18 protein-coding genes and 1 tRNA gene are annotated in these 20,122 nt (G+C 72.1%); 11 read left to right on the top strand and 8 right to left on the bottom strand.

Annotation, left to right across the window (positions count from 1 at the left end; genetic code table 11):
* The first annotated feature begins 67 nt into the window (after positions 1–67).
* A complete protein-coding gene (locus ABT095_RS12630) occupies positions 68–2,833 on the top strand; it encodes a PKD domain-containing protein (RefSeq protein ID WP_350529349.1) in 2,766 nt (921 codons plus the stop codon).
* Between the two features lie 58 nt (positions 2,834–2,891).
* Here ABT095_RS12630 and ABT095_RS12625 read toward each other — a convergent pair whose 3' ends face one another.
* Entirely contained in the window at positions 2,892–3,650 is a 759-nt protein-coding gene (locus tag ABT095_RS12625; protein WP_502884864.1) for a MerR family transcriptional regulator, read from the bottom strand.
* A gap of 171 nt (positions 3,651–3,821) precedes the next feature.
* On the opposite strand from ABT095_RS12625, the gene ABT095_RS12620 reads away from it, so the two are divergent.
* The 3 genes from ABT095_RS12620 to ABT095_RS12610 all read left to right on the top strand — a co-directional run bounded on the left by ABT095_RS12620 (position 3,822) and on the right by ABT095_RS12610 (position 6,188).
* The gene (locus tag ABT095_RS12620; RefSeq protein ID WP_350529347.1) at positions 3,822–4,535 is read left to right on the top strand and encodes an aquaporin; all 714 of its coding nucleotides are present in this window, start codon (positions 3,822–3,824) and stop codon (positions 4,533–4,535) included.
* Positions 4,536–4,630: 95 nt separating this feature from the next.
* Complete coding sequence (locus tag ABT095_RS12615; RefSeq protein WP_350529346.1) at positions 4,631–5,173, top strand: SigE family RNA polymerase sigma factor; 543 nt, start codon at positions 4,631–4,633, stop codon at positions 5,171–5,173.
* Positions 5,160–6,188: an alpha/beta hydrolase gene (locus tag ABT095_RS12610; RefSeq protein WP_350529345.1), complete on the top strand. Its 1,029-nt coding sequence runs from the start codon at positions 5,160–5,162 to the stop codon at positions 6,186–6,188. Before ABT095_RS12615 ends, ABT095_RS12610 begins: the two co-directional genes overlap by 14 nt.
* A gap of 72 nt (positions 6,189–6,260) precedes the next feature.
* On the opposite strand, the gene atpF is transcribed toward ABT095_RS12610, so the two are convergent.
* Positions 6,261–6,755: a F0F1 ATP synthase subunit B gene (atpF, locus tag ABT095_RS12605; protein ID WP_350529344.1), complete on the bottom strand. Its 495-nt coding sequence runs from the start codon at positions 6,753–6,755 to the stop codon at positions 6,261–6,263.
* A 74-nt stretch (positions 6,756–6,829) separates the two neighbouring features.
* Positions 6,830–7,720 carry a winged helix-turn-helix transcriptional regulator gene (locus ABT095_RS12600; RefSeq protein WP_350529343.1) on the bottom strand — a complete coding sequence of 297 codons (891 nt, stop codon included), beginning with the start codon at positions 7,718–7,720 and terminating at the stop codon, positions 6,830–6,832.
* 69 nt (positions 7,721–7,789) lie between these two features.
* Here ABT095_RS12600 and ABT095_RS12595 point away from each other — a divergent pair, with 69 nt between their 5' ends.
* The 3 genes from ABT095_RS12595 to ABT095_RS12585 all read left to right on the top strand — a co-directional run bounded on the left by ABT095_RS12595 (position 7,790) and on the right by ABT095_RS12585 (position 10,837).
* Positions 7,790–9,040, top strand: a complete 1,251-nt coding sequence (locus tag ABT095_RS12595; protein WP_350529342.1) for an MFS transporter — start codon at positions 7,790–7,792, stop codon at positions 9,038–9,040.
* A 10-nt stretch (positions 9,041–9,050) separates the two neighbouring features.
* Complete coding sequence (locus ABT095_RS12590) at positions 9,051–9,581, top strand: GNAT family N-acetyltransferase (protein WP_350529341.1); 531 nt, start codon at positions 9,051–9,053, stop codon at positions 9,579–9,581.
* A 266-nt stretch (positions 9,582–9,847) separates the two neighbouring features.
* On the top strand, positions 9,848–10,837 hold the full coding sequence (locus ABT095_RS12585; RefSeq protein WP_350529340.1) for a LysR family transcriptional regulator: 990 nt from the start codon (positions 9,848–9,850) through the stop codon (positions 10,835–10,837).
* A 14-nt stretch (positions 10,838–10,851) separates the two neighbouring features.
* On the opposite strand, the gene ABT095_RS12580 is transcribed toward ABT095_RS12585, so the two are convergent.
* A tRNA-Gly gene (locus ABT095_RS12580) sits at positions 10,852–10,925 on the bottom strand.
* 176 nt (positions 10,926–11,101) lie between these two features.
* Between ABT095_RS12580 and ABT095_RS12575 the strand changes: the two genes are divergently transcribed.
* Both ABT095_RS12575 and dcd read left to right on the top strand, forming a co-directional pair.
* Positions 11,102–11,323: a hypothetical protein gene (locus ABT095_RS12575; protein ID WP_350529339.1), complete on the top strand. Its 222-nt coding sequence runs from the start codon at positions 11,102–11,104 to the stop codon at positions 11,321–11,323.
* A 72-nt stretch (positions 11,324–11,395) separates the two neighbouring features.
* Positions 11,396–11,971, top strand: coding sequence for a dCTP deaminase (gene dcd, locus ABT095_RS12570; protein WP_350529338.1), 576 nt, complete (start codon positions 11,396–11,398; stop codon positions 11,969–11,971).
* 72 nt (positions 11,972–12,043) lie between these two features.
* Here dcd and ABT095_RS12565 read toward each other — a convergent pair whose 3' ends face one another.
* The 4 genes from ABT095_RS12565 to ABT095_RS12550 all read right to left on the bottom strand — a co-directional run bounded on the left by ABT095_RS12565 (position 12,044) and on the right by ABT095_RS12550 (position 17,387).
* A complete protein-coding gene (locus ABT095_RS12565; protein ID WP_350529337.1) occupies positions 12,044–12,937 on the bottom strand; it encodes an alanyl-tRNA editing protein in 894 nt (297 codons plus the stop codon).
* Between the two features lie 64 nt (positions 12,938–13,001).
* Positions 13,002–13,751 (bottom strand): Yip1 family protein, encoded by a 750-nt coding sequence (locus ABT095_RS12560; protein ID WP_350529336.1) that lies wholly within the window; start codon positions 13,749–13,751, stop codon positions 13,002–13,004.
* An 89-nt stretch (positions 13,752–13,840) separates the two neighbouring features.
* A complete protein-coding gene (gene manB / locus ABT095_RS12555; RefSeq protein ID WP_350529335.1) occupies positions 13,841–14,989 on the bottom strand; it encodes a mannose-1-phosphate guanylyltransferase in 1,149 nt (382 codons plus the stop codon).
* Positions 14,990–15,167: 178 nt separating this feature from the next.
* A complete protein-coding gene (locus ABT095_RS12550) occupies positions 15,168–17,387 on the bottom strand; it encodes a (Fe-S)-binding protein (RefSeq protein WP_350529334.1) in 2,220 nt (739 codons plus the stop codon).
* 294 nt (positions 17,388–17,681) lie between these two features.
* Here ABT095_RS12550 and dnaK point away from each other — a divergent pair, with 294 nt between their 5' ends.
* Positions 17,682–19,517, top strand: a complete 1,836-nt coding sequence (gene dnaK, locus ABT095_RS12545; protein WP_350529333.1) for a molecular chaperone DnaK — start codon at positions 17,682–17,684, stop codon at positions 19,515–19,517.
* Positions 19,514–20,116: a nucleotide exchange factor GrpE gene (gene grpE, locus ABT095_RS12540; protein ID WP_350529332.1), complete on the top strand. Its 603-nt coding sequence runs from the start codon at positions 19,514–19,516 to the stop codon at positions 20,114–20,116. Before dnaK ends, grpE begins: the two co-directional genes overlap by 4 nt.
* Positions 20,117–20,122: the final 6 nt, after the last annotated feature.

Below are 20,122 nucleotides of genomic sequence, written 5' to 3'. Positions count from 1 at the left end.
ACGGCCGCCGCCGGGCACCTCCGGCGTCGCACTCTCGGGGGCAGTCACCAGCATGCGCGCCACTCCCTTGCCCAGACTCACCGGCCTGGCCGGCTCCGCCGCCCTGGCGCTGGCCGTCCTCACCCCGGCCGGCTCCGCCGTCGCGGCCGACGGCCCGGGCGACACGCTGTACGTCGCCAAGGCCAACTGCTCGCCCACCGGCCCCGGCACCAAGGCGCAGCCGTTCTGCACCGTCCAGGCCGCCGCCGACGCCGTGCAGCCGGGCCAGACCGTCAAGGTCGGCCCGGGCAACTACGCGGAGCAGGTCAGCCTGACCCGCTCCGGCACGGCTGACCACCCGATCACCTTCGACGGCGGCGGCATCCTGGCCCCGGCCCGGATCGGGGCCACGCAGCAGCACGGCCTGACCGTGACCGGCGCGGCGTACGTCACCGTCCGGGGCTTCCTGGTCAACGGCACGGCCGAGGCGGTCGTGCTCGACCACACCGACCACGTCACCCTCGACGGCAACCGGATCGGCGCCGGCTCCCTCTCCAACATGGCCCCGGCCACCGTCCGGCTGACCGGCGGGCCCACCGCCACCACCCTGAGCCGCAACCACGTCTACGGCAGCTCCTACCGCACCGTCTCGGTCGAGGCCGGCGCGACCGGCACCGTGCTCACCGGGAACTCGGTCATCTCGTACGCGAGCGCCGACACCGTCGTGGTGACCGACGCCCCCGGCACGGTGATCACCAACAACTCGGTGCAGACCGACTGCGGCACCGCCCTCAGCCTCGCCGGCTCCTCCGCCGGGGCGACCGTGGCCAACAACATCCTGGCGGGCGGGGACCGCGCGATCGTCGCCGCCGTCTGCGACCAGCTGCCGACCAAGCTCGCCGTCGCCGCCACCGCCGAGGCGGGCACCCGCGTCTCGTACAACCTGCTCAACCCGTACGTCTCCGCGTACGGCGGCACGTTCGGCCGGGGCACGGCCTACCGCTGGGGCGGCAAGGACTTCTCCACCGTCGCCGACTTCACCACCGCCTCCGGCCAGGGCGCCCACGACCTGATCGCCGACCCGAAGCTGTCGGTCAGCCCCACCGGGATGTCCGTGCAGGCCGGCTCGCCCGCCATCGACTCCGGTGACGCGGACGCGCCCGGCGTGCTGGACGCCGACTTCCTCGGCCACCACGTGGTCGACGACCCGGACGTCCCCAACACCGGCCCCGGCGGCGGCTACCGCGACCGGGGCGCGCAGGAGTTCACCGACTCCCCCGGCTGGCCGGCGCTCTCCAGCCGGACGGTGCCGACCGACAGCCCGGTGACCGTCACGCCCGCCACCGATCCGATGTGGTCGCCGGCCGTCTCGTACCGGATCGACTTCGGCGACGGGAGCACGCCCGTCACCGAGGACAAGCCCCTTCCGGTGACGCACAGTTGGCCCGCCACCGGGACGTACCAGGTCGCCGTGACCACCTACCGGGCGAACGGGGACGCGCTCACCGTCACCCCGAGCGTGCAGGTCAACACACCGGGCCCGCTGGTGCCCCACTTCGACCCCTACCAGCGCGACGGGCTGACCTACACGGTCTCCGCCTACGGCACCTCCCCCTGGGACGTGACCGCCACCGCTGTCGACTTCGGCGACGGTTCGCAGCCCGCCTCGGGCCCCTACCTGTACGTCGACCACACCTGGCCGAGCCCCGGTGACTACCAGGTCACCGTCACCGTGACGGACGCCGGCGGGCGCACCGAGAAGCTGGTCAAGCCGTTCCACGTGGACTACCACCGCAGCGGCTACCACCCCGTCACCCCGACCCGGGTGATGGACACCCGGACCTCCGGCCTGAACCGCCCCCTGGGCACCGGCGAGTCCCTGACCATCCCGCTGGACCAGCTGCCGGCGCACGTGACGGCGGTCGTGCTCAACGTCACCGCCGTCTCCGAGTGGGGCGGCGGGTACCTCACCGTCTACCCGGCCGGCGGGGACCGGCCCAGCACCTCGAACCTCAACTTCCGCGCGGGCGCGACCGTGCCCAACCTGGTGACGGTGCCGGTCGGCCACCAGAACGGGGTGAGCGTCTACAACTTCGCCGGCAACACCCACGTGGTCGCCGACCTGCTCGGCTACTACACCGAGGGCTCGGGCGACCGCTTCACCGCGCTCGCCCCCGCCCGCCTGCTCGACACCCGCGCCTCGGGCCGGGCGCTCGGTGCGGGCGGTGAGCAGACACTCCAGGTCACCGGCCGCGGCGGCGTGCCGGCCGGTGCCACGGCGGCCGTGCTCAACGTGACCGGCACCCGCTCCACCAGCGGCGGCTACCTCACCGTCTACCCGACCGGCCAGGCCCGGCCGGGCACCTCGAACCTCAACTTCACGGCCGGCCAGACCGTGCCGAACCAGGTCGTGGTGCCGCTCGGCGCGGACGGCAAGGTGACGCTCTACAACCGCTTCGGCAGCACCGACGTGGTGGTGGACGTGTTCGGCTACTACAGCCCGACCGGTGACAGCCTCTTCGTCCCCGTCCGGCCGACCCGGCTCGCGGACACCCGCCGGAGCGGCAACCCGCTCGGCACCGGCGGCACCCTCACCGTCCCGGGCGGCACCCCCGCCGGGGCCACCGGCGCCGTCCTCAACGTCACCAGCACCGCCGCCACCACCGGCGGCTACCTCACCGTCTGGGCCCACGGCACGCCCCGGCCCGGCACCTCCAACCTCAACTTCACCGCCGACCAGACCGTCCCGAACCACGTCACCACCCCGCTCGGGGCGGACGGCTCCTTCGACGTCTACAACTTCGCCGGCTCCACCCAGGTGGTCGCCGACCTGTTCGGCTTCTTCCTGAAGTAGCCCGAGCCGCGAGCGAGTCGGCCTCCCGGTCCCGCGACCGGGAGGCCGGTCCGTCCCCTCACTCCGCCCGGTCGGCGTTGGCCAGGATCGCGTCGTGCAGCCACCGCGCCAGGCCCGGAGCGAGCTTCTCGTAGGTCGCCGTGAACCGCGGGTCGGCGACGAACATCGCGGCCAGGCCGCGGTGGATCTCGTACCCGCAGTCGTAGTAGTGCGCCACGATCTGCTGCCGGTGCTCCTCGGCCAGGTCCATCGCCGCCTCGCTCCCGGCCGGCACACCGGCCGTCACGGCGGCCGCCAGCCGGGCGTTGAGCCCGTCGGCCTGCTCCTTGATCCGGGCCCAGTCCGCCTTCGAGTAGCCCCGGGTGCGCCGCCGGGACTCCTCCCAGGGCGAGGTGCCGCCGTACTTCCGCTCCGCCTCGGCCTCCCAACTCTCCTGGTAGTCCGGCCCGAAGACCTCGAACTTCTCCTCCGGGGTCAGCTGGATGCCCATCTTCTCCGCCTCCAAAGCGTCCTCGACCGCGGCCGCCAGGGCCTGGAGCCGTCCGATCCGCGCGCTGATCAGCTCGTGCTGCCGCCGCAGGTGCTCGGTCGCCGTGACCGAGCGGTCGTCCAGGATGGCCGCGATCTCCTCCAGGGGGAACCCGAGTTCGCGGTAGAACAGGATCTGCCGCAGCCGCTCCAAGTCCGCCTCCTCGTACCGGCGGTACCCGGCCGGGGTGCGGCCGCCGGGCGTCAGCAGCCCGATCCCGTCGTAGTGGTGCAGCGTCCGCACGGTCACCTTGGCGATCCGTGCCAGCTCGCCGACCGAGTACGCCACCGGCGCGGCCCCGCTCATCGGGTCACTCCCTTCCTTACGGGCTCCACCCTGCGGCCTCCCGTCGCGTGAGGGTCAAGCCGTGCGAGTGTCCTACTCCGGCACCCCCACTGACCAGGCGGTTGGTCGTACCGGCCGATTGACCGACGAACCGGCCCTGGCCAGCATGGCCGCATGACGACCCCGCCCCTCGCCAACCGCCTCGCCGCCGAGTGTTTCGGCACCGCCGTGCTGGCCGCCGTCCTGATCGGCTCCGGCATCCGGGCCACCGGCCTCAGCGCGGACGGCGGGGTGCAGTTCCTCGCCAACGTGCTCGCCTCGGTGCTCGCCCTCGGCATGCTGATCCTGCTGCTCGGCCCGGTCTCCGGCGGGCACTTCAACCCGCTGCTCTCGGCCGCCTTCTGGTGGAGCGAACGCCGCTCGGGCACCGGCCTGACCACCCGCGAGCTCGGCGGGTACGTCCTGGCCCAGCTCACCGGCGCGGTGGCCGGGGCGGCGCTGGCCAACCTGATGTTCGGCCGCCCGCTGCTCCAGCTCTCCGGCCACCACCGCGCCGGCGGCCGCCTCTGGCTGGCCGAGGCCGTGGCCACCGGGGTGCTCATGCTGCTGGTGCTCGGCCTGGTCCGCACCGACCGGGCCCGGTACGCCCCCGTCGCGGTCTCGGCCTGGATCGCCGCCGCCTGCTGGGGCACCTCCTCCGGCAGCTTCGCCAACCCCGCCCTCACCCTCGGCCGCGCCCTGAGCGACAGCTACACCGGCATCGCCCCGGGCTCCGTGCCCGCCTTCGTGCTCGCCCAGACCCTCGGCACGGCGGGCGCCCTGGCCCTGCTCCCGCTGCTCCTCGGGGCGGAGCGCGGCGCTGTGACGGAGGTTGCGGTACGACCGTAGCCCCCGACCCGGATTCGCCGGGCAACCCGATCGTCGTGTTCGGTGGTCTGTACGGCTGTAGGGATCCGAACAGGTGAAAGGGGGTACGGCTGCCGATGGGCATCGACGACGAGGCGGAGTTCAGCAGCTTCGTGCAGGGCAGGTGGAACGGGCTGGTGCGGACGGCGTACCTGCTCACCGGGAACCGGCACGACGCCGAGGACCTGGCGCAGACGGCCCTCACCAAGGTGTACGCCTCCTGGCGCCGGGTGCGGCGCTCCGACCACCCGGACGCCTACCTGCGGCGGGTGCTGGTCACCTGCAACATCGACCGCTTCCGCAAGCGCCGCCCGCACGAGCACCCCACCGACGAGCTCCCCGAGCCGTACGGCCCGCGCCAGGGCGACGCGAGCCACCAGGTCGACCAGCGCCAGGTGCTGCTCGCCGCCCTGGCCGGCCTGCCGCCGCGCCAGCGTGCCGTGGTGGTGCTGCGCTACTGGGAGGACCTCTCCGCCGAGCAGACCGCCGCCGCCCTCGGCTGCTCGGTCGGCACGGTCAAGAGCCAGGCCGCCAAGGGCCTGGCCAAGCTCCGGGCCTTCCCCGGCCTGCACCCGCTGACCCCCGCTGCCCCGCTGGAGGCGTGCCATGACCAGGCCTGACCCGATCGCCGACCTCCCCGAGGACGCCGCCCTGCGCCACGCCCTGGCCGCCGGAGCCGACGGCCTCACGCCCTCCCCCGCCCCGTACGCCGCGATCGTGCACGGCGGCCGCCGCCTGCGCCGCCGCCGCACCGCCACCCGGGCCGGGCTGCTCGGCGCGGCCGTGCTGGTCCCCGCTCTCACCCTCGCCCTGCTGCCCGGCCACCGCCCCGGTGCCGCCCCGGCCGGCCCGGCCTCCTCCCCGACCGCCACGAAGGTCGCCTTCGAGGCCGCGCACGACCCCGGGGTGCCGGACGACGTCCGGATGACCAAGCTGAGCGGGCGGGTGTCCGGGGTCTCGGGCGAGATCCTGGTCTGGCTGCCGCCGCAGTACGACGACCCGGCCTACCAGGGCAAGACCTTCCCCGTGGTCGAGCTGCTCTCCGGCCGGCCGGCCGCACCCGACGTCTGGTTCTCGGCCGCCGGCGCCTCCGAGCAGCTCAAGCCGCTGGTCGGAGACGGCTCCGCCCTCCCGTTCATCCTGGTCGCCCCGCAGACCAGCCGCCTGGCCGGGGAGCAGGACAACGGCTGCGCCGACCGGCCGGGCGGCCCGAAGGCCGAGAGCTGGCTCACCAAGGACGTGCCCCAGCTGCTCCTCGAGCACTTCCGCGTCCAACCCGAGCCCCAGCACTGGGCGTTGGCCGGCTACGCGAACGGCGCCCACTGCGCGACCCGGCTCGCCCTGAACCACCCCGACCGCTACGGCGCGGCGGTGAGCATCAACGGCTACAACGACCCGGCCACCCAGCCCGGTTCACCCGTCGGCCCGGAGGGCAACCCCCTCACCCTGCTGTCGCACAGCTCCCCCAAGCTCGCCGTCTACGCCACCGGCAACCCCGACGCCCAAGCCCTCGCCGCCGCCGCCCACTCCCCCACCACCGTCACCGTCGCCCCCGCCACCGACCCCCACGACATCGGCGTCTGGCGCACCGCCCTCCCCGGCGCCTACCGCTGGCTGACCCAACAGCTCAAGTGAGGTCGAACCACCAAGGGGCGCGGGCCCGTCATCGGCCCCGCGCCCCTCAGTAGTTCAACCGACCCTCAGCGATCAGCTGTTGACGGGCTCCGCGAAGAACTCCTCCGCGATCTCCCGCGTCCGCGGCAGCTCCCCGAGCGGCTCCCCGACGATCCGCCCCGCCAGCTCCACGGCCACCCGGACGACGTCCTCCCGCAGGGCCGCCTCCGCGATCACCTTGTCCGCGGCCAGCTGCACCTGCGCCTGCGCGACCAACTCGTCCCGCTGCGCCTGCCCCTGCGCCCGCACCTCGGCCAGGTGGGCAGCCCCCTGCTCCACCGCCGTCTGCCGGATCGCCGCGGCCTCCTGCCGAGCGGCCGCGATCTCGGCCCGGTACTGCTCCAACACCCGCTGCGCCTCGGCCTGCTGGGCCTCGGCCCGTTCGAGCCCACCCTCGATGGCGTCCGAGCGCTGGGCCAGCACCCGTTCGATCCGGGGCAGCAGCACGGCGCCGAGTATCCCGAAGATGAAGAAGAAGACGATCAGACCAAGTACGAGTTCCGCCGCGTTCGGCTCCAGAGGTCCCATATGGATGATCCTACTAACCCGGGTGAGCGCCGCCCAGGGCAACCCCCCTTCGAAGGCGCACCACTGACGTCGGATCAGCCCAGCGACTCCACCAGCGCCAGCGCGTCGTCCACGGACCCGGCCGGGTCCGGCAAGGGGTAGAGAACCCCCTGGACGACGCGCTCGTCGTCCACCACCAGGGTGAGCCGCTTGAGGCGGTCCACCCCCGCGGCCCGGAAGGTCGGCAGGCGCAGGCCTGCCGCGAGTTGGAGCTCGGCGTCGGAGAGCAGGGGGAACTGGATGCCTTCGTGTGCCGCGAAGGAGGCCAGCTGGTCCGGGCGGCCGGTGCTCACGCCGTACACGGCGGCGCCGCGGGCGGCGAAGTCGGCCAGCCGGTCGCGGTAGGTGCAGGACTCGAGGGTGCAGCCCCGGGCGCCGGGGATCTGCCCCCAGTCCACCGGGAGGGCCTGGATGCCCGGCAGGTACGCGCCGGGGTAGCAGTACAGGACGGTCCAGCGGGTGTCCGCGACCGGGTCCAGCTCGCCGCCCGGGCCGGCGGCCGTGGCGGCGGGCAGCAGCAGCTCGGGCACCCGGGCGCCGACCAGCGCGTGCACCCGCCGGGCCTCGGCCGAGTCCGGCTCGCTGGTCGCGGAGAGGGTGCCGTCACCCACCACGTACCGCGCTCCCCAGTCCTGCAGCGCGACCAGCACGGGCAGCAGGCCGCGCCCGGCCCCGGTCAGCCGGTACTCGTAGCGGGGCGGGCGCTGGTGGTAGAGCCGCTTCTCCAGCACGCCGTCCTCGACCAGGGCCTGCAGCCGCTGGGTCAGCACCTTGCGGCTGATGCCCAGGCGCTCCTGCAGGGCGTCGAACTGGTGCACCCCGCCCGCGATGTCCCGGACCACCAGCAGCGTCCAGGCGTCGCCGACCACGCCCAGCGCCTGGGCAATGGTGCAGTCGGTGTCGCCCGTCAGGTCCGTGTAACGCATCCCCCCATCCTGCCGCAGGCGAGTACCCGCTAGAGTGAGTTCCCAAAAGGAACTGACTCGGGGGTGGCGATGACGGCAGCAGTGCGACAACAGACCGGTCCGGCGGAGGGGGCCGCCGGGAGCGCGGTGTTCTGGCGCTACTTCACCGCCTCGGCCATCAGCAACACCGGCAGCGCCGTGACCACCGTGGCCCTGCCGCTGATCGCGGTCACCGCGCTGCACGCCTCCAACTTCCAGATCAGCCTGCTCACCGCCGCCGGGAACGTCGCCTGGCTGCTGGTCAGCCTCCCGGCCGGGGTGCTCGCGCAGCGGCTGCCACTGCGCGGCGTGCAGGTCTCGACGGACCTCACCCGGGCGCTCGCGATCCTCTCCGTACCGGTCGCCGCCGCCTTCGGGCTGCTCTCACTGGCCCAGCTGGTGCTGGTCTCCCTGCTGGTCGGCATCGCCACCGTCGTCTTCGACGTGGCCAACTCCTCCTTCCTGCCCTCGATCGTCCCCAAGGAGCAGCTGACCGCCCGCAACAGCCTGACCTCGCTCTCCGGCGCCGCCACCCTGCTCGGCGGCCCTGCCCTGGGCGGCCTGCTGGTGCAGCTCGTCGGCGGCGCGGCCGCCATGCTCGCCGACGCCGTCAGCTACCTCGCCTCGGCCGGCCTGCTGCGCAGCCTCCCGGCCGTCCCGCCCAGCGCTCCGACCACCCGGCAGCCGTTCCTGGAGCAGATCAAGGAGGGGCTGCGGTTCGTCGGGCGGCACCCGGTGATCCGGGTCTGCGTGCTGGACGCCACGCTGATCAACTTCGGCTGCGGGGCGCTCGCCGCCCTGGTGCCGGTCTTCCTGGTCCGCACCCTGGACGCCCCGGCCGGTCTGGTCGGCCTCCTGATGGCCACCGAGGGCATCGGCTCCGTCCTGATGGCCGCCCGCACCCCCGCGCTCGGCCGCCGCTTCGGCAGCGCCCGGGCGACCGTCCTGGCCGGGTGCTTCGCCGCCGGCACCGCCTTCCTGATGCCGCTGGCCGGGCCCGGCTGGGGCCTGCTGGTCTTCGCCCTCGGCAACGCGGGCTTCTCCGCCGGCGTGGTGGTGACCAGCATCCTCACCCGCACCCACCGCCAGACCGTCACCCCGCCGGAGCTCCTGCCCCGGGTGATGGCCTCCGTCCGCTTCATCTCCTGGGGCGCCATCCCCCTCGGCGCCCTCGCCGCGGGCGCCGCCGCCACCGCCTACGGCCCCCGCGCCGCCCTCGCCCTCACCTGCGCGGCCATCACCCTCTCGCCCGCCGTCCTCCTGGTCAGCCGGGTCCGTCACCTGCGCGAATTCACCGATTGAGGTCACCGCCATGCCTGAACTGATCACCCCCACCACCCGCCTGCACGCCTCCTGGCTCGAAGCCCGAGCGGAGTTCGACGGCGCCCACCAGGACGGCTCCGGTCTCGCCCCCGACGACGAGACGGACAGCCCGGCCGGCTTCGCCGCCTGGGTCGACCGGCTGCTCCGCCGGGCCGACACCTCGGTGCCGCCCGAGGAGGGCCGGGTGCACGCCACCCACCGCTGGATCGTCGAGGGCGACACCTACCTCGGCGCGATCGACCTGCGCCACGAGCTCAACGACTTCCTGCTGGAGGCCGGCGGCCACATCGGCTACAGCATCCGCCCCTCGGCCCGCCGCCGCGGCCTCGCCACCTGGGCCCTCGGCGAGAACCTCCACCTCGCCCGCCGCCTCGGCCTCCCCCGGGTCCTGGTCACCTGCGACCCCGGCAACGAGCCCTCCGCCCGCACCATCCGGAGCAACGGCGGCGTCCTCGAGGACGTCCGCGAGACCGTCATCGGCCCCACCTCCCGCTACTGGATCGGCCTCTCCCGGAGCTAGGCCCTCTCTTTCGGATCACGTCGGACGCCCGCCCGGCGTGATCCGAAAGAGAGGGCCTGGGCAGAGGCCGGGGCCACGACGGACTCACAGCAGTACGTCGTGGCCCCCGACCAGCACCGTGCGACGGGCGGACGACACCTGTCCGGGCCCCACACGGCCCGGCCCACCCCCGATGGCCGGCGCCCCTCGCACACCCTCCACTCTGGATTCGATCTCCGGCAAGGACAAGTGACCGTCTGTTGACCGCACCGCTTAGCATCACTGAAATGTTCAACCTCGAACGCCTGCGGGTGCTGCACGCGGTGGCGACGGCCGGCTCCGTCGTGAGCGCGGCGCGGCTCCTGCACGTCACCACCTCGGCCGTCTCGCAACAGATCGCGCGGCTCGAACGCGAGACCGGCACGGACTTGGTGGAGCGTCAGGGCCGGGGCCTGCGCCTGACCGAGGCGGGCACCCTGCTCGCCGAACAGGCCGCCGAGCTGCTCGCGCACATGGAGCGCGTCATGGCGACGATGGCGCGGCACCACGGCGCGGTGACCGGTGACCTCACGATCGCGGCCTTCCCCACCGCCGCCCGCGCCCTGCTGCCGGGGGCGCTGCGCGCCCTGCGCTCGCGCCACCCGGAGCTGACGGTGTCGGCGCGGGAGCAGGAGCCGTCCGAGACCGTCCCGGCGGTGCGGCGCGGGCTGCTCGACCTGGCCGTCGCGGAGGACTGGACCGATCACCGGCTCGCCCTCCCGCCGGGGCTGGACCACCGCGTGCTCCTCGAGGACACCTACGACCTCGCCCTGCCCGCGGACCACCGGCTGGCCGGCCACCCGAGCCTGAGCCTGGACGAGCTCGCCGAGGAGGACTGGATCACCTCCAGCAACGGACAGTTGTGCCACGACTGGCTGCTGCGCAACCGCCGAGGGGCCCGCATCGCCCACACCGCCGCGGAGCACCCCACCCAGCTCGCCCTGGTCGCGGCCGGCCTGGGGGTCGCGATCATCCCGCGCCTGGGACGCCAGCCGACCACCGCCCGGGTGCGCTTCGTACCGCTCGCGGACGCCCCTCGGCGCCGGGTCTTCGCCGTCTGGCGGTCCACCTCGGCGACGCGCCCCGCGATCGGCGTCGTGGCCGACGCCCTGGCCGAGGCCGGCGCGGCCACCGACGCGGGAGCCCCCGTCGACGCCCCGGCCTCGCACGCGATCGGGCGAACGGCAGTCCCGGTACGACGAGAGCCGGTGCCCGCATGCTGCGGATACCGGCTCTGACCTGCAAGTCCCTATGGAGCGGGCGACGAGAATCGAACTCGCGCTAGAAGCTTGGGAAGCTCCTGTTCTACCATTAAACTACGCCCGCGTGACGAGTCGTCAGTGACGCTCGATCTTCGCCCACTCTACCCCATCCGGCCGGGTGCTCGTGCCAGGTCGACGAGCCGGTCACGAGCCGGGCGACGGGGTCGGCGAGCCGAGCCGGGTGGTGCCCGGTAGATCCCCTAATGTGTCGCTGTTCCTGGCGGAGTGGGAAGGGGATCGATGGAGCAGCGGACCGTCGTTCGGTGTGCCGATGGGCACCTGTTCAGCACCACCAAGTTCCCGATGCAGAACCTCGGCACGGCCCGGCTCGGGCCCGGCCGGCTGATCCGGTGCCCCAAGTGCGGGCGGCTGCGCAGTTCGGTGCGGGCCGACGTGAGCGAGCTCTCGGGGGCGCAGCTGGCCCGGGCGTTGCAGTTGGAGGCGGCGGAGTTCCTGGCCTGAGCAGCAGGCGGAGCAGTGGCAGCGGGCTGGGCGGATTCGTCCAGCCCGCTGTCATGCACGTAACCTCGAAGCGTGCTGCTCTCTGACAAGGACATCCGTACCGAGATCGACAACGGCCGGGTCAAGATCGACCCGTTCGACCCGGCCATGGTTCAGCCGTCGAGCATCGACGTCCGGCTGGACCGTTTCTTCCGGGTGTTCGAGAACCACCGGTACCCGTACATCGACCCCTCCCAGGAGCAGCCGGACCTCACCCGGCTGGTCGAGCCGGAGGGCGACGAGGCGTTCATCCTGCACCCGGGCGAGTTCGTGCTGGCCTCGACGTACGAGACGGTGACGCTGCCGGACGACATCGCCTCCCGGTTGGAGGGCAAGTCCAGCCTCGGCCGCCTCGGGCTGCTGACGCACTCCACCGCCGGCTTCATCGACCCCGGCTTCAGCGGCCACGTCACCCTGGAGCTCTCCAACGTGGCGACCCTGCCGATCAAGCTCTACCCGGGCATGAAGATCGGACAGCTCTGCCTCTTCCGGCTGTCCTCGCCCTCCGAACACCCGTACGGCTCCGAGCGGTACGGCTCCCGCTACCAGGGCCAGCGCGGCCCGACGGCCTCGCGCTCGTACCTCAACTTCCACCGCTCCGAGGTCTGAGCCCTCAGGACATCAGGACACGCGAAAGGGCGGCGGGCCGGACAGGCCCGCCGCCCTCTCGCGTACCAGGACTCAGGCCCGCTTCGGCCGCGTCACGGCCACCAGCTCGCTGCCGTCCTCGGAGAGCCGCAGCTCGGTGCGGAGCTCGGCCAGCTCGCCCAGGTGGTGCAGGTGGGTGCCGCCGCAGAAGATCTGCGCGGAGCCGTCGGGCAGCTCGCAGTGCCACTGGCGGCGGGCGGTCAGCTCGGGGCCGGGCACCTCGATGCGGACGGGCGCGTCGGCGGCCACCCAGGCGGCCAGCTGCGCGTTGACGGCCTCGGTGAGGGCCGGGAGCGCCTCGGCCAGGGCGGGGAAGCCCTCGCCCGCCTCGACGGTGAAGCCCTTCTTCTTGAGCGACTTGCCGATCCGGTAGGTGTCGGTGGAGGCCTCGGTGTCCATCACCGAGGTGTCCATCGCCAGGCTGTCGAAGTCCGGGTGGCCGAAGGCGTCCGAGCGGCCCGGGTCCTTGCGCCAGCGCGGCGCGAGCGCGGCGTTCAGGGCCAGCGCGAGCAGGTGGCAGCCGCTGTGCGAGGCGGAGAGCAGGCCCCGGCGCTCGGCGTCCACGGCCAGGGTGGCGACGGAGCCGACCACCGCGCCCGGGTCGCCGGCCAGGACGTGCAGCACCAGCCAGGACCACTCCTCGTCGCCGCGCCGCACCGGGATGTCCGCGCCGACCAGCAGCTCGCCGCCCTCGGGGCCCACCGCACCGGTCAGGCAGTCCACCACCGCGTGCGTGGCCCCGCCGACGGTCAGGGTCCCGAGGTCGGCCGGCTGGTCGGGCCAGGTGTGGTCGAGCGGGTGGAAGGGGGTGGCCTCGGTGACGACGGCGTACCGGCCGTCGGCCAGCGGGTGGACGGCCAGCACCGGCGACTCGCCGGTCACCGCCCCGGCGGGGAAGCTGACGTGAGTGGTGGGGAGGAGGGTCATCCGGGCTGCTCCGAGGGCGAGTGCGTACCTGTCGGCTCCAACCCTACGGAACCCCGCGACCGGCTCAGCCCAGCGTCGGCAGCTTGATCAGCACCAGCAGCGCGAGCAGCTGCACCGCCGCCGCCCCCGCCGCCTTGCCCCAGGGCAGGTCGTGGATCCGGCGGACCATGGTGGTCAGCAGCACCGCGCAGCAGATCCAGGTGGCCCAGCCGATCGCCTGCACCAGCACGTTGCCGGCGGGGAGGAAGAGCGCGAGCAGCAGCCGGGGCGCGTCCGAGGTCCAGCCGATCAGCACGGCCAGGCCGATGGTCGAGCGCCACGGCCCGTCCCCGCCGAACTGCCGGGCCAGCCCGTACGTGACGGCGCCCAGCATCGCCCCGGCCAGGGTGAAGACCACGGCGCCGGAGAGGATCGACAGCAGCGCGGTGGAGAAGGTCGAGTCCATCACCTCGCTCTGGGTGATGCCGATCCCGAGCACCGCGAGCGCGCCGTACAGCAGCGAGACGGTCAGCGCGGGCAGCCAGGCCTGGTGCTCGCGCATCCGGTCGAAGGTCCGGGCGGGCTCGCGGTAGATCCCGACCAGCAGTTCCTTCCACGGCGGGCGGGGGCCGTGCACCCGCGGCGCGGCCTGGCCCCCGGCCCGGTAGACACCGACGTTGTAGGGCTCCGCAGGCGCCTCGCCGTACGGGCCCGGATCGCCGTACCCGCCCACCGGGAACGCCCGGGTGGCACCCGGCTGCTCCGCCGGGTGGTACCCCTCGTTCGGCGCGGTGAAGAACTCGGGCTCACCGCTGTCGTATCCGTTGCCAGCCACACCCCGAAGGTACCCGCTGGAACTGACCCGCCGTCCGCCGAGCGGACACTTGCAGCAAGCCCGTGACAGTCGGCCCGTGACAGCGCGGCTCAGCGCTGCGCGGCCACCTTGCGGCCGTGCACGACCGCCGCCGCCGTCTCGCCCGCCGGGCAGCCGCCGGGGCCGGCCGTGGTGCGGACGGCGCCGACCGGCAGCAGGGTGCCGCAGGCGATCCGGATGCCCGGGGGGAGCTCGTTGTCGGTCTCCACGATCGCGCCGTCACCGATCACGGCGCCGTCCAGCGAGGTGCGGGCGCCGACCACGGCGAAGGCGCCGACGATCGAGTCCTTGACCACGGTGTCCGGCCCGATCACGGCGCCGGGCAGGATCACGCTGGCCTCGACGATCGCGCCGGCCTCGACCACCGCGCCCTCCGAGACGACCGTGCCGGAGCTGAGCACCGCGGCCGGGTCGACCTCGGCGCCGGGCAGCAGCAGCGCCTCGCCGATGGGGCCGGGCACGGCCGGCGAGTCGACCTTGCCGAGCACCAGGTCGGCCGAGCCGCGGACGAACGCACCGGGGGTGCCCAGGTCGAGCCAGTACGAGGTGTCCACCACGCCACGCACCAGCGCGCCGGTCGCCAGCAGCTCGGGGAAGGTCTCACGCTCGACGGAGACCACCCGGCCGGCCGGGATGCGGTCGATCACCGAGCGGGTGAAGACGTAGCAGCCGGCGTTGATCTGGTCCGTGATGATCTGCTCGGGCGTCTCCGGCTTCTCCAGGAACTCCAGCACCCGGCCGTCCGCGTCGGTCGGCACCAGGCCGAAGGCGCGCGGGTCCTCGACCCGGGTCAGGTGCAGGCTGACGTCGGCCCCGGCGGCCACGTGGCTGTCACGCAGCGCGGCGATGTCGAGCCCGGAGAGGATGTCCCCGTTGAAGACCAGCACCGGCTCGTCCGGGCCGCAGGTCAGGCCCTCGGCGGCGTTGCGGATCGCCCCGCCGGTGCCCAGCGGCTCGCGCTCGGTGAGGTAGATCAGCTCGATGCCGTACGGGCTGCCGTCCTTGAAGTGGTCCTCGAAGACCTCGGCGAGGTAGGAGGTGGCCAGCACCACCCGGGTCACCCCGGCCGCCGCGGCCCGGGCCAGCTGGTGCGCGATGAACGGCACACCGGCGACCGGGAGCATGGGCTTGGGCGTGTGGGTGGTCAGCGGGCGCAGTCGTGTGCCTTGGCCACCGACCAGCATGATCGCCTGGGTCATGGTCTGGGCTTCTCCCCTTGCTCCGGTACGGCCCGTATCACCACGGGTGTGGGCCCTACTGTATTTGCTCTCCGAGCAGCCTCCGTCCACGGGCTGCTTCGGGTACGGCCATGGCCGTGGGACGGTACGAACGTGCCCCGCCCGCCGGCGGCGGACGGGGCACTCGTGGACACGTACGTCAGGCCTCGACCGGCTCCGGCTCGGCGGCCGGCTCGGCCTTGACCGACTCGAGCAGCAGCTGGGCGACGTCGACGACCTTCAGGTGCTCCTTGGCCGCGCCTTCGTTCTTCTTGCCGTTGACGGAGTCGGAGAGCATCACCAGGCAGAACGGGCAGGCGGTGGAGACGATGTCCGGGTTGAGGGACAGCGCCTCGTCCACGCGCTCGGTGTTGATGCGCTTGCCGATCCGCTCCTCCATCCACATCCGCGCGCCACCGGCGCCGCAGCAGAAGCCGCGCTCCTTGTGGCGGTGCATCTCCTGCTGGCGCAGGCCCGGGACCTTGTCCATGATCTCGCGCGGCGGGCTGTAGACCTTGTTGTGGCGGCCCAGGTAGCACGGGTCGTGGTAGGTGATCAGACCCTCCACCGGGTTGACGGGGAGCAGCTTGCCCTCGTCGATCAGGTGCTGGAGCAGCTGGGTGTGGTGGATGACCTCGAAGTGCCCGCCGAGCTGCGGGTACTCGTTGGCGATGGTGTTGAAGCAGTGCGGGCAGGTGGCGACGATCCGCTTGACCGGCGCGTCCTCGAGGGCCGCGTTCAGCGTCTCGACGTTCTGCGCGCCGAGCATCTGGAACAGGAACTCGTTGCCCAGGCGGCGCGGGGAGTCACCGGTGCAGGTCTCCTCCTTGCCGAGGATGGCGAACTTGACGCCCGCCGTGTGCAGCAGCTCCGCGAAGGCCTTGGTGGTCTTCTTGGCGCGGTCCTCCAGGGCGCCGGCGCAGCCGACCCAGTAGAGGTACTCGACCTCGGCCGGGTCGATGTCCTCACCGATCACCGGCACCTCGATGCCGGTCTCCTTCTTGAGCTCCTTGACCCAGTCCAGGCGGGCCTTGGTGGCCATGCCCCACGGGTTGCCCTTGTTCTCCAGGTTCTTGAGCATCGTCCCGGCCTCGGTCGGGAAGGAGCTCTCGATCATCACCTGGTAGCGGCGCATGTCGACGATGTGGTCGATGTGCTCGATGTCCACCGGGCACTGCTCGACGCAGGCGCCGCAGGTGGTGCAGGACCACAGGACGTCGGGGTCGATGACCCCGTTCTCCTCGGCGGTACCGATCAGCGGGCGCTCGGCCTCGGCCAGCGCCGCCGCCGGGACGTCCTTCAGCTGCTCGGCCGTGGCCTGCTCGTTGCCCTCCATGTCCTTGCCGCCGCCGGCCAGCAGGTACGGCGCCTTGGCGAAGGCGTGGTCGCGCAGGCTCATGATCAGCAGCTTGGGCGAGAGCGGCTTGCCGGTGTTCCACGCGGGGCACTGCGACTGGCAGCGGCCGCACTCGGTGCAGGTGGAGAAGTCGAGGATGCCCTTCCAGGAGAAGTGCTCGACCTGGGAGACACCGAAGACGGCGTCGTCCGCCGGGTCCTCGAAGTCGATCGGCTCACCGGCGGAGGTCATCGGCTGCAGCGCGCCGAGCGCCACGGCGCCGTCGGCGTTGCGCTTGAACCAGATGTTCGGGAAGCCCAGGAAGCGGTGCCAGGCCACACCCATGTCGGTGTTCAGCGAGACCGTGATCATCCAGATGAAGGAGACCGAGATCTTGATGGTCGCGACCACCCAGAGCAGGTTGTGCAGGGCACCGACGCTCAGGCCGGAGAACAGCTTCACCAGCGGGTACGAGACCACGTACGCGGCCTGGTAGTGGTCGGCCCCCAGCTGCGCGCCCTCGATGCCGCGCAGCGTCAGGATCGCCGCGCCGATGATCAGGATGACCGCTTCGATGAAGTACGCGAAGCCCATGTTCGAGCCCGCGAAGCGGGACTTGCGGCCCGACTTGTTCGGCAGGCTCAGCTGGCGGATCACGATGAGCACCGCGATGCCGAGGAAGGTGACGAAGCCGAGCACCTCCTGGAACACCAGGTACGGCGTCCAGTCACCGACGATCGGGACTTCGAAGTCGGCGTCGAAGAGCTGGCCGAACGCCCCGACCAGGGTGAGGATCAGCGCGTAGAAGCCGACGGCGACGGCCCAGTGGGCGACGCCGACGATGCCCCACTTGTTCATCCGGGTGTGCCCGAGGAACTCGCGGATCAGGGTCACCGTGCGGGCCACCGGATCGTTGATCCGCGCCCCCTTCGGGACGGGCTGGCCCAACCGGATGAACTTGTAGATCGACGCGATCGCACGAGCGAACAGCGCCACGCCGACCACGGTCGTGCTCAGTGAGATGAGGATCGCTGCTAGCTGCATCGGCTCTCCGCTTCCAGGGGCTCGCGTCGGTGCTCTGTCGACAGGGGTCAATCGAGTGTACTCATCGGTAACTTACTGCCCCGGCCGGGGCGGACACTACCGGTCGCCCGTACTCCGCCAGAAGATGCGCAGGGTATGGCGGCAGTCACTAAGGGCACGCTCACCCGGTTGGCTCAAGTTACGCATAAGCGCGCAGTAAAGTTGCGCCCCCTCGACTCATAGCTGTTGACGACACACGAACCGTCGTGCATGCTTGAGCCTGTAAAGCTCAACTCTTCTGTGGAGGTATTCACGATGGCACGCGCGGTCGGCATCGACCTCGGTACGACGAACTCGGTCGTCAGCGTTCTCGAGGGTGGCGAGCCCACCGTCATCACGAACGCAGAGGGTGCGCGGACCACGCCGTCCGTCGTCGCTTTCGCGAAGAACGGCGAGGTTCTGGTCGGCGAGGTCGCCAAGCGCCAGGCGGTCACGAACGTGGACCGCACCATCCGCTCGGTCAAGCGCCACATGGGCACCGGGTGGAAGATCAACCTGGACGGCAAGGACTTCAACCCCCAGCAGATCAGCGCCTTCATCCTGCAGAAGCTGAAGCGGGATGCCGAGGCCTACCTGGGCGAGACGGTCACCGATGCCGTCATCACCGTCCCGGCCTACTTCTCCGACTCCGAGCGCCAGGCGACCAAGGAGGCCGGTGAGATCGCGGGCCTCAACGTCCTGCGCATCGTCAACGAGCCGACCGCCGCCGCCCTCGCCTACGGCCTGGACAAGGATGACCAGACCATCCTGGTCTTCGACCTCGGTGGTGGCACCTTCGACGTCTCCCTGCTGGAGATCGGCGACGGCGTCGTCGAGGTCAAGGCGACCAACGGTGACAACCACCTCGGTGGTGACGACTGGGACCAGAAGGTCGTCGACCACCTGGTGAAGGTCTTCCAGGCCGGCCACGGCGTCGACCTGTCCAAGGACAAGATGGCGCTCCAGCGTCTGCGCGAGGCGGCCGAGAAGGCCAAGATCGAGCTGTCCTCCTCCTCGGAGACCTCGATCAACCTGCCCTACATCACGGCCTCGGCCGAGGGCCCGCTGCACCTGGACGAGAAGCTCACCCGCGCCCAGTTCCAGCAGCTCACCTCCGACCTGCTCGAGCGCTGCAAGGTCCCGTTCCACAACGTGATCAAGGACGCCGGCATCTCCCTCTCGGAGATCGACCACGTCGTCCTGGTCGGTGGCTCCACCCGGATGCCCGCCGTCGCCGAGCTCGTCAAGGAGCTGACCGGCGGCAAGGACGCCAACAAGGGCGTCAACCCGGACGAGGTCGTCGCCATCGGCGCCGCCCTGCAGGCCGGTGTCCTCAAGGGTGAGGTCAAGGACGTCCTGCTGCTCGACGTCACCCCGCTGTCCCTCGGCATCGAGACCAAGGGCGGCATCATGACGAAGCTCATCGAGCGCAACACCACGATCCCGACCAAGCGCTCCGAGATCTTCACCACCGCCGAGGACAACCAGCCCTCCGTGCAGATCCAGGTCTACCAGGGCGAGCGCGAGATCGCGGCGTACAACAAGAAGCTCGGCATGTTCGAGCTGACCGGCCTGCCGCCGGCCCCCCGCGGCCTGCCCCAGATCGAGGTCACCTTCGACATCGACGCCAACGGCATCATGCACGTCGGCGCGAAGGACCTCGGCACCGGCAAGGAGCAGCGGATGACCGTCACCGGTGGCTCCGCGCTGCCGAAGGACGACATCGAGCGCATGATGCGCGAGGCCGAGCAGTACGCGGAGGAGGACCACAAGCGCCGCGAGGCCGTGGAGACCCGCAACCAGGGCGAGCAGCTCGTCTACTCGACCGAGAAGTTCATCGCCGACAACGCCGACAAGCTCCCGGCCGACGTCAAGACCGAGGTCGAGACGTCGATCACCGAGCTCAAGGAGGCCCTGAAGGGCGAGGACATCGCGGCCATCCGCGAGGCGACCGAGAAGGTCTCCACCACCGCCCAGAAGCTCGGCGCCGCCCTGTACGCCAACGCCGACGCCGCCGCCCCGGCCGGTGACGAGGCCTCGGCCAAGGCCGAGGACGACGTCGTCGACGCCGAGATCGTGGACGACGAGAAGCCGAAGGGTGACAAGGCATGACGGAGAAGCCGCAGGGCGACAAGCCCGGCGACGACTCCGCCGAGGAGGCCGTCCTGAAGGCCGCCGAGGAGGCGGTCTCGGGCGGCGCCGCGGAGGAGCTCGCCGCAGCGCAGCGCGAGGTCACCGAGCGTACGGCCGACCTGCAGCGGCTCCAGGCCGAGTACCAGAACTACCGCAAGCGGGTCGAGCGCGACCGGCTCACGGTCCGTGAGATCGCGGTCTCCAACATCCTGGAGGCCCTGATCCCGGTGCTGGACGACATCGGCCGGGCCCGCGAGCACGGCGAGGTCACGGGCGGCTTCAAGTCCGTCTCGGACAACCTCGAGACGGTCGTCGCCAAGCTGGGCCTGCAGCAGTTCGGCAAGGAGGGCGAGCCCTTCGACCCGACTCTGCACGAGGCACTGATGCACAGCTACTCCTCGGACGTCACCGAGGACACCTGTGTCCAGATCCTCCAGCCGGGCTACCGGATCGGCGAGCGGGTCATCCGCCCGGCGATGGTCGCCGTGGCCGAGCCCCAGCCGGGTGCCGCGTCCTCGGACGCGGAGAAGCCCGCCAAGCCCTCGGGCGAGAAGGCTGACGGCTCCGCCGAAAGCTGACAATCT

Origin of the sequence: Kitasatospora sp. NPDC002227 (genome assembly GCF_040296285.1) — a bacterium.
Classification (GTDB): Bacteria; Actinomycetota; Actinomycetes; order Streptomycetales; family Streptomycetaceae; genus Kitasatospora.
The sequence above is the reverse complement of the archived record's forward strand: the minus strand, read 5'-3'. Positions and strand labels throughout refer to the sequence as shown.

Bases quoted from the DNA above. Each gene is read 5' to 3' on its own strand.
- ABT095_RS12620 (WP_350529347.1), top strand. From the start codon at position 3,822: ATGACGACCCCGCCCCTCGCCAACCGCCTCGCCGCCGAGTGTTTCGGC.
- ABT095_RS12615 (WP_350529346.1), top strand. From the start codon at position 4,631: ATGGGCATCGACGACGAGGCGGAGTTCAGCAGCTTCGTGCAGGGCAGG.
- ABT095_RS12610 (WP_350529345.1), top strand. From the start codon at position 5,160: ATGACCAGGCCTGACCCGATCGCCGACCTCCCCGAGGACGCCGCCCTG.
- atpF (WP_350529344.1), bottom strand. From the start codon at position 6,755: ATGGGACCTCTGGAGCCGAACGCGGCGGAACTCGTACTTGGTCTGATC.
- ABT095_RS12600 (WP_350529343.1), bottom strand. From the start codon at position 7,720: ATGCGTTACACGGACCTGACGGGCGACACCGACTGCACCATTGCCCAG.
- ABT095_RS12595 (WP_350529342.1), top strand. From the start codon at position 7,790: ATGACGGCAGCAGTGCGACAACAGACCGGTCCGGCGGAGGGGGCCGCC.
- ABT095_RS12590 (WP_350529341.1), top strand. From the start codon at position 9,051: ATGCCTGAACTGATCACCCCCACCACCCGCCTGCACGCCTCCTGGCTC.
- ABT095_RS12585 (WP_350529340.1), top strand. From the start codon at position 9,848: ATGTTCAACCTCGAACGCCTGCGGGTGCTGCACGCGGTGGCGACGGCC.
- ABT095_RS12575 (WP_350529339.1), top strand. From the start codon at position 11,102: ATGGAGCAGCGGACCGTCGTTCGGTGTGCCGATGGGCACCTGTTCAGC.
- ABT095_RS12565 (WP_350529337.1), bottom strand. From the start codon at position 12,937: ATGACCCTCCTCCCCACCACTCACGTCAGCTTCCCCGCCGGGGCGGTG.
- manB (WP_350529335.1), bottom strand. From the start codon at position 14,989: ATGACCCAGGCGATCATGCTGGTCGGTGGCCAAGGCACACGACTGCGC.
- ABT095_RS12550 (WP_350529334.1), bottom strand. From the start codon at position 17,387: ATGCAGCTAGCAGCGATCCTCATCTCACTGAGCACGACCGTGGTCGGC.
- dnaK (WP_350529333.1), top strand. From the start codon at position 17,682: ATGGCACGCGCGGTCGGCATCGACCTCGGTACGACGAACTCGGTCGTC.
- grpE (WP_350529332.1), top strand. From the start codon at position 19,514: ATGACGGAGAAGCCGCAGGGCGACAAGCCCGGCGACGACTCCGCCGAG.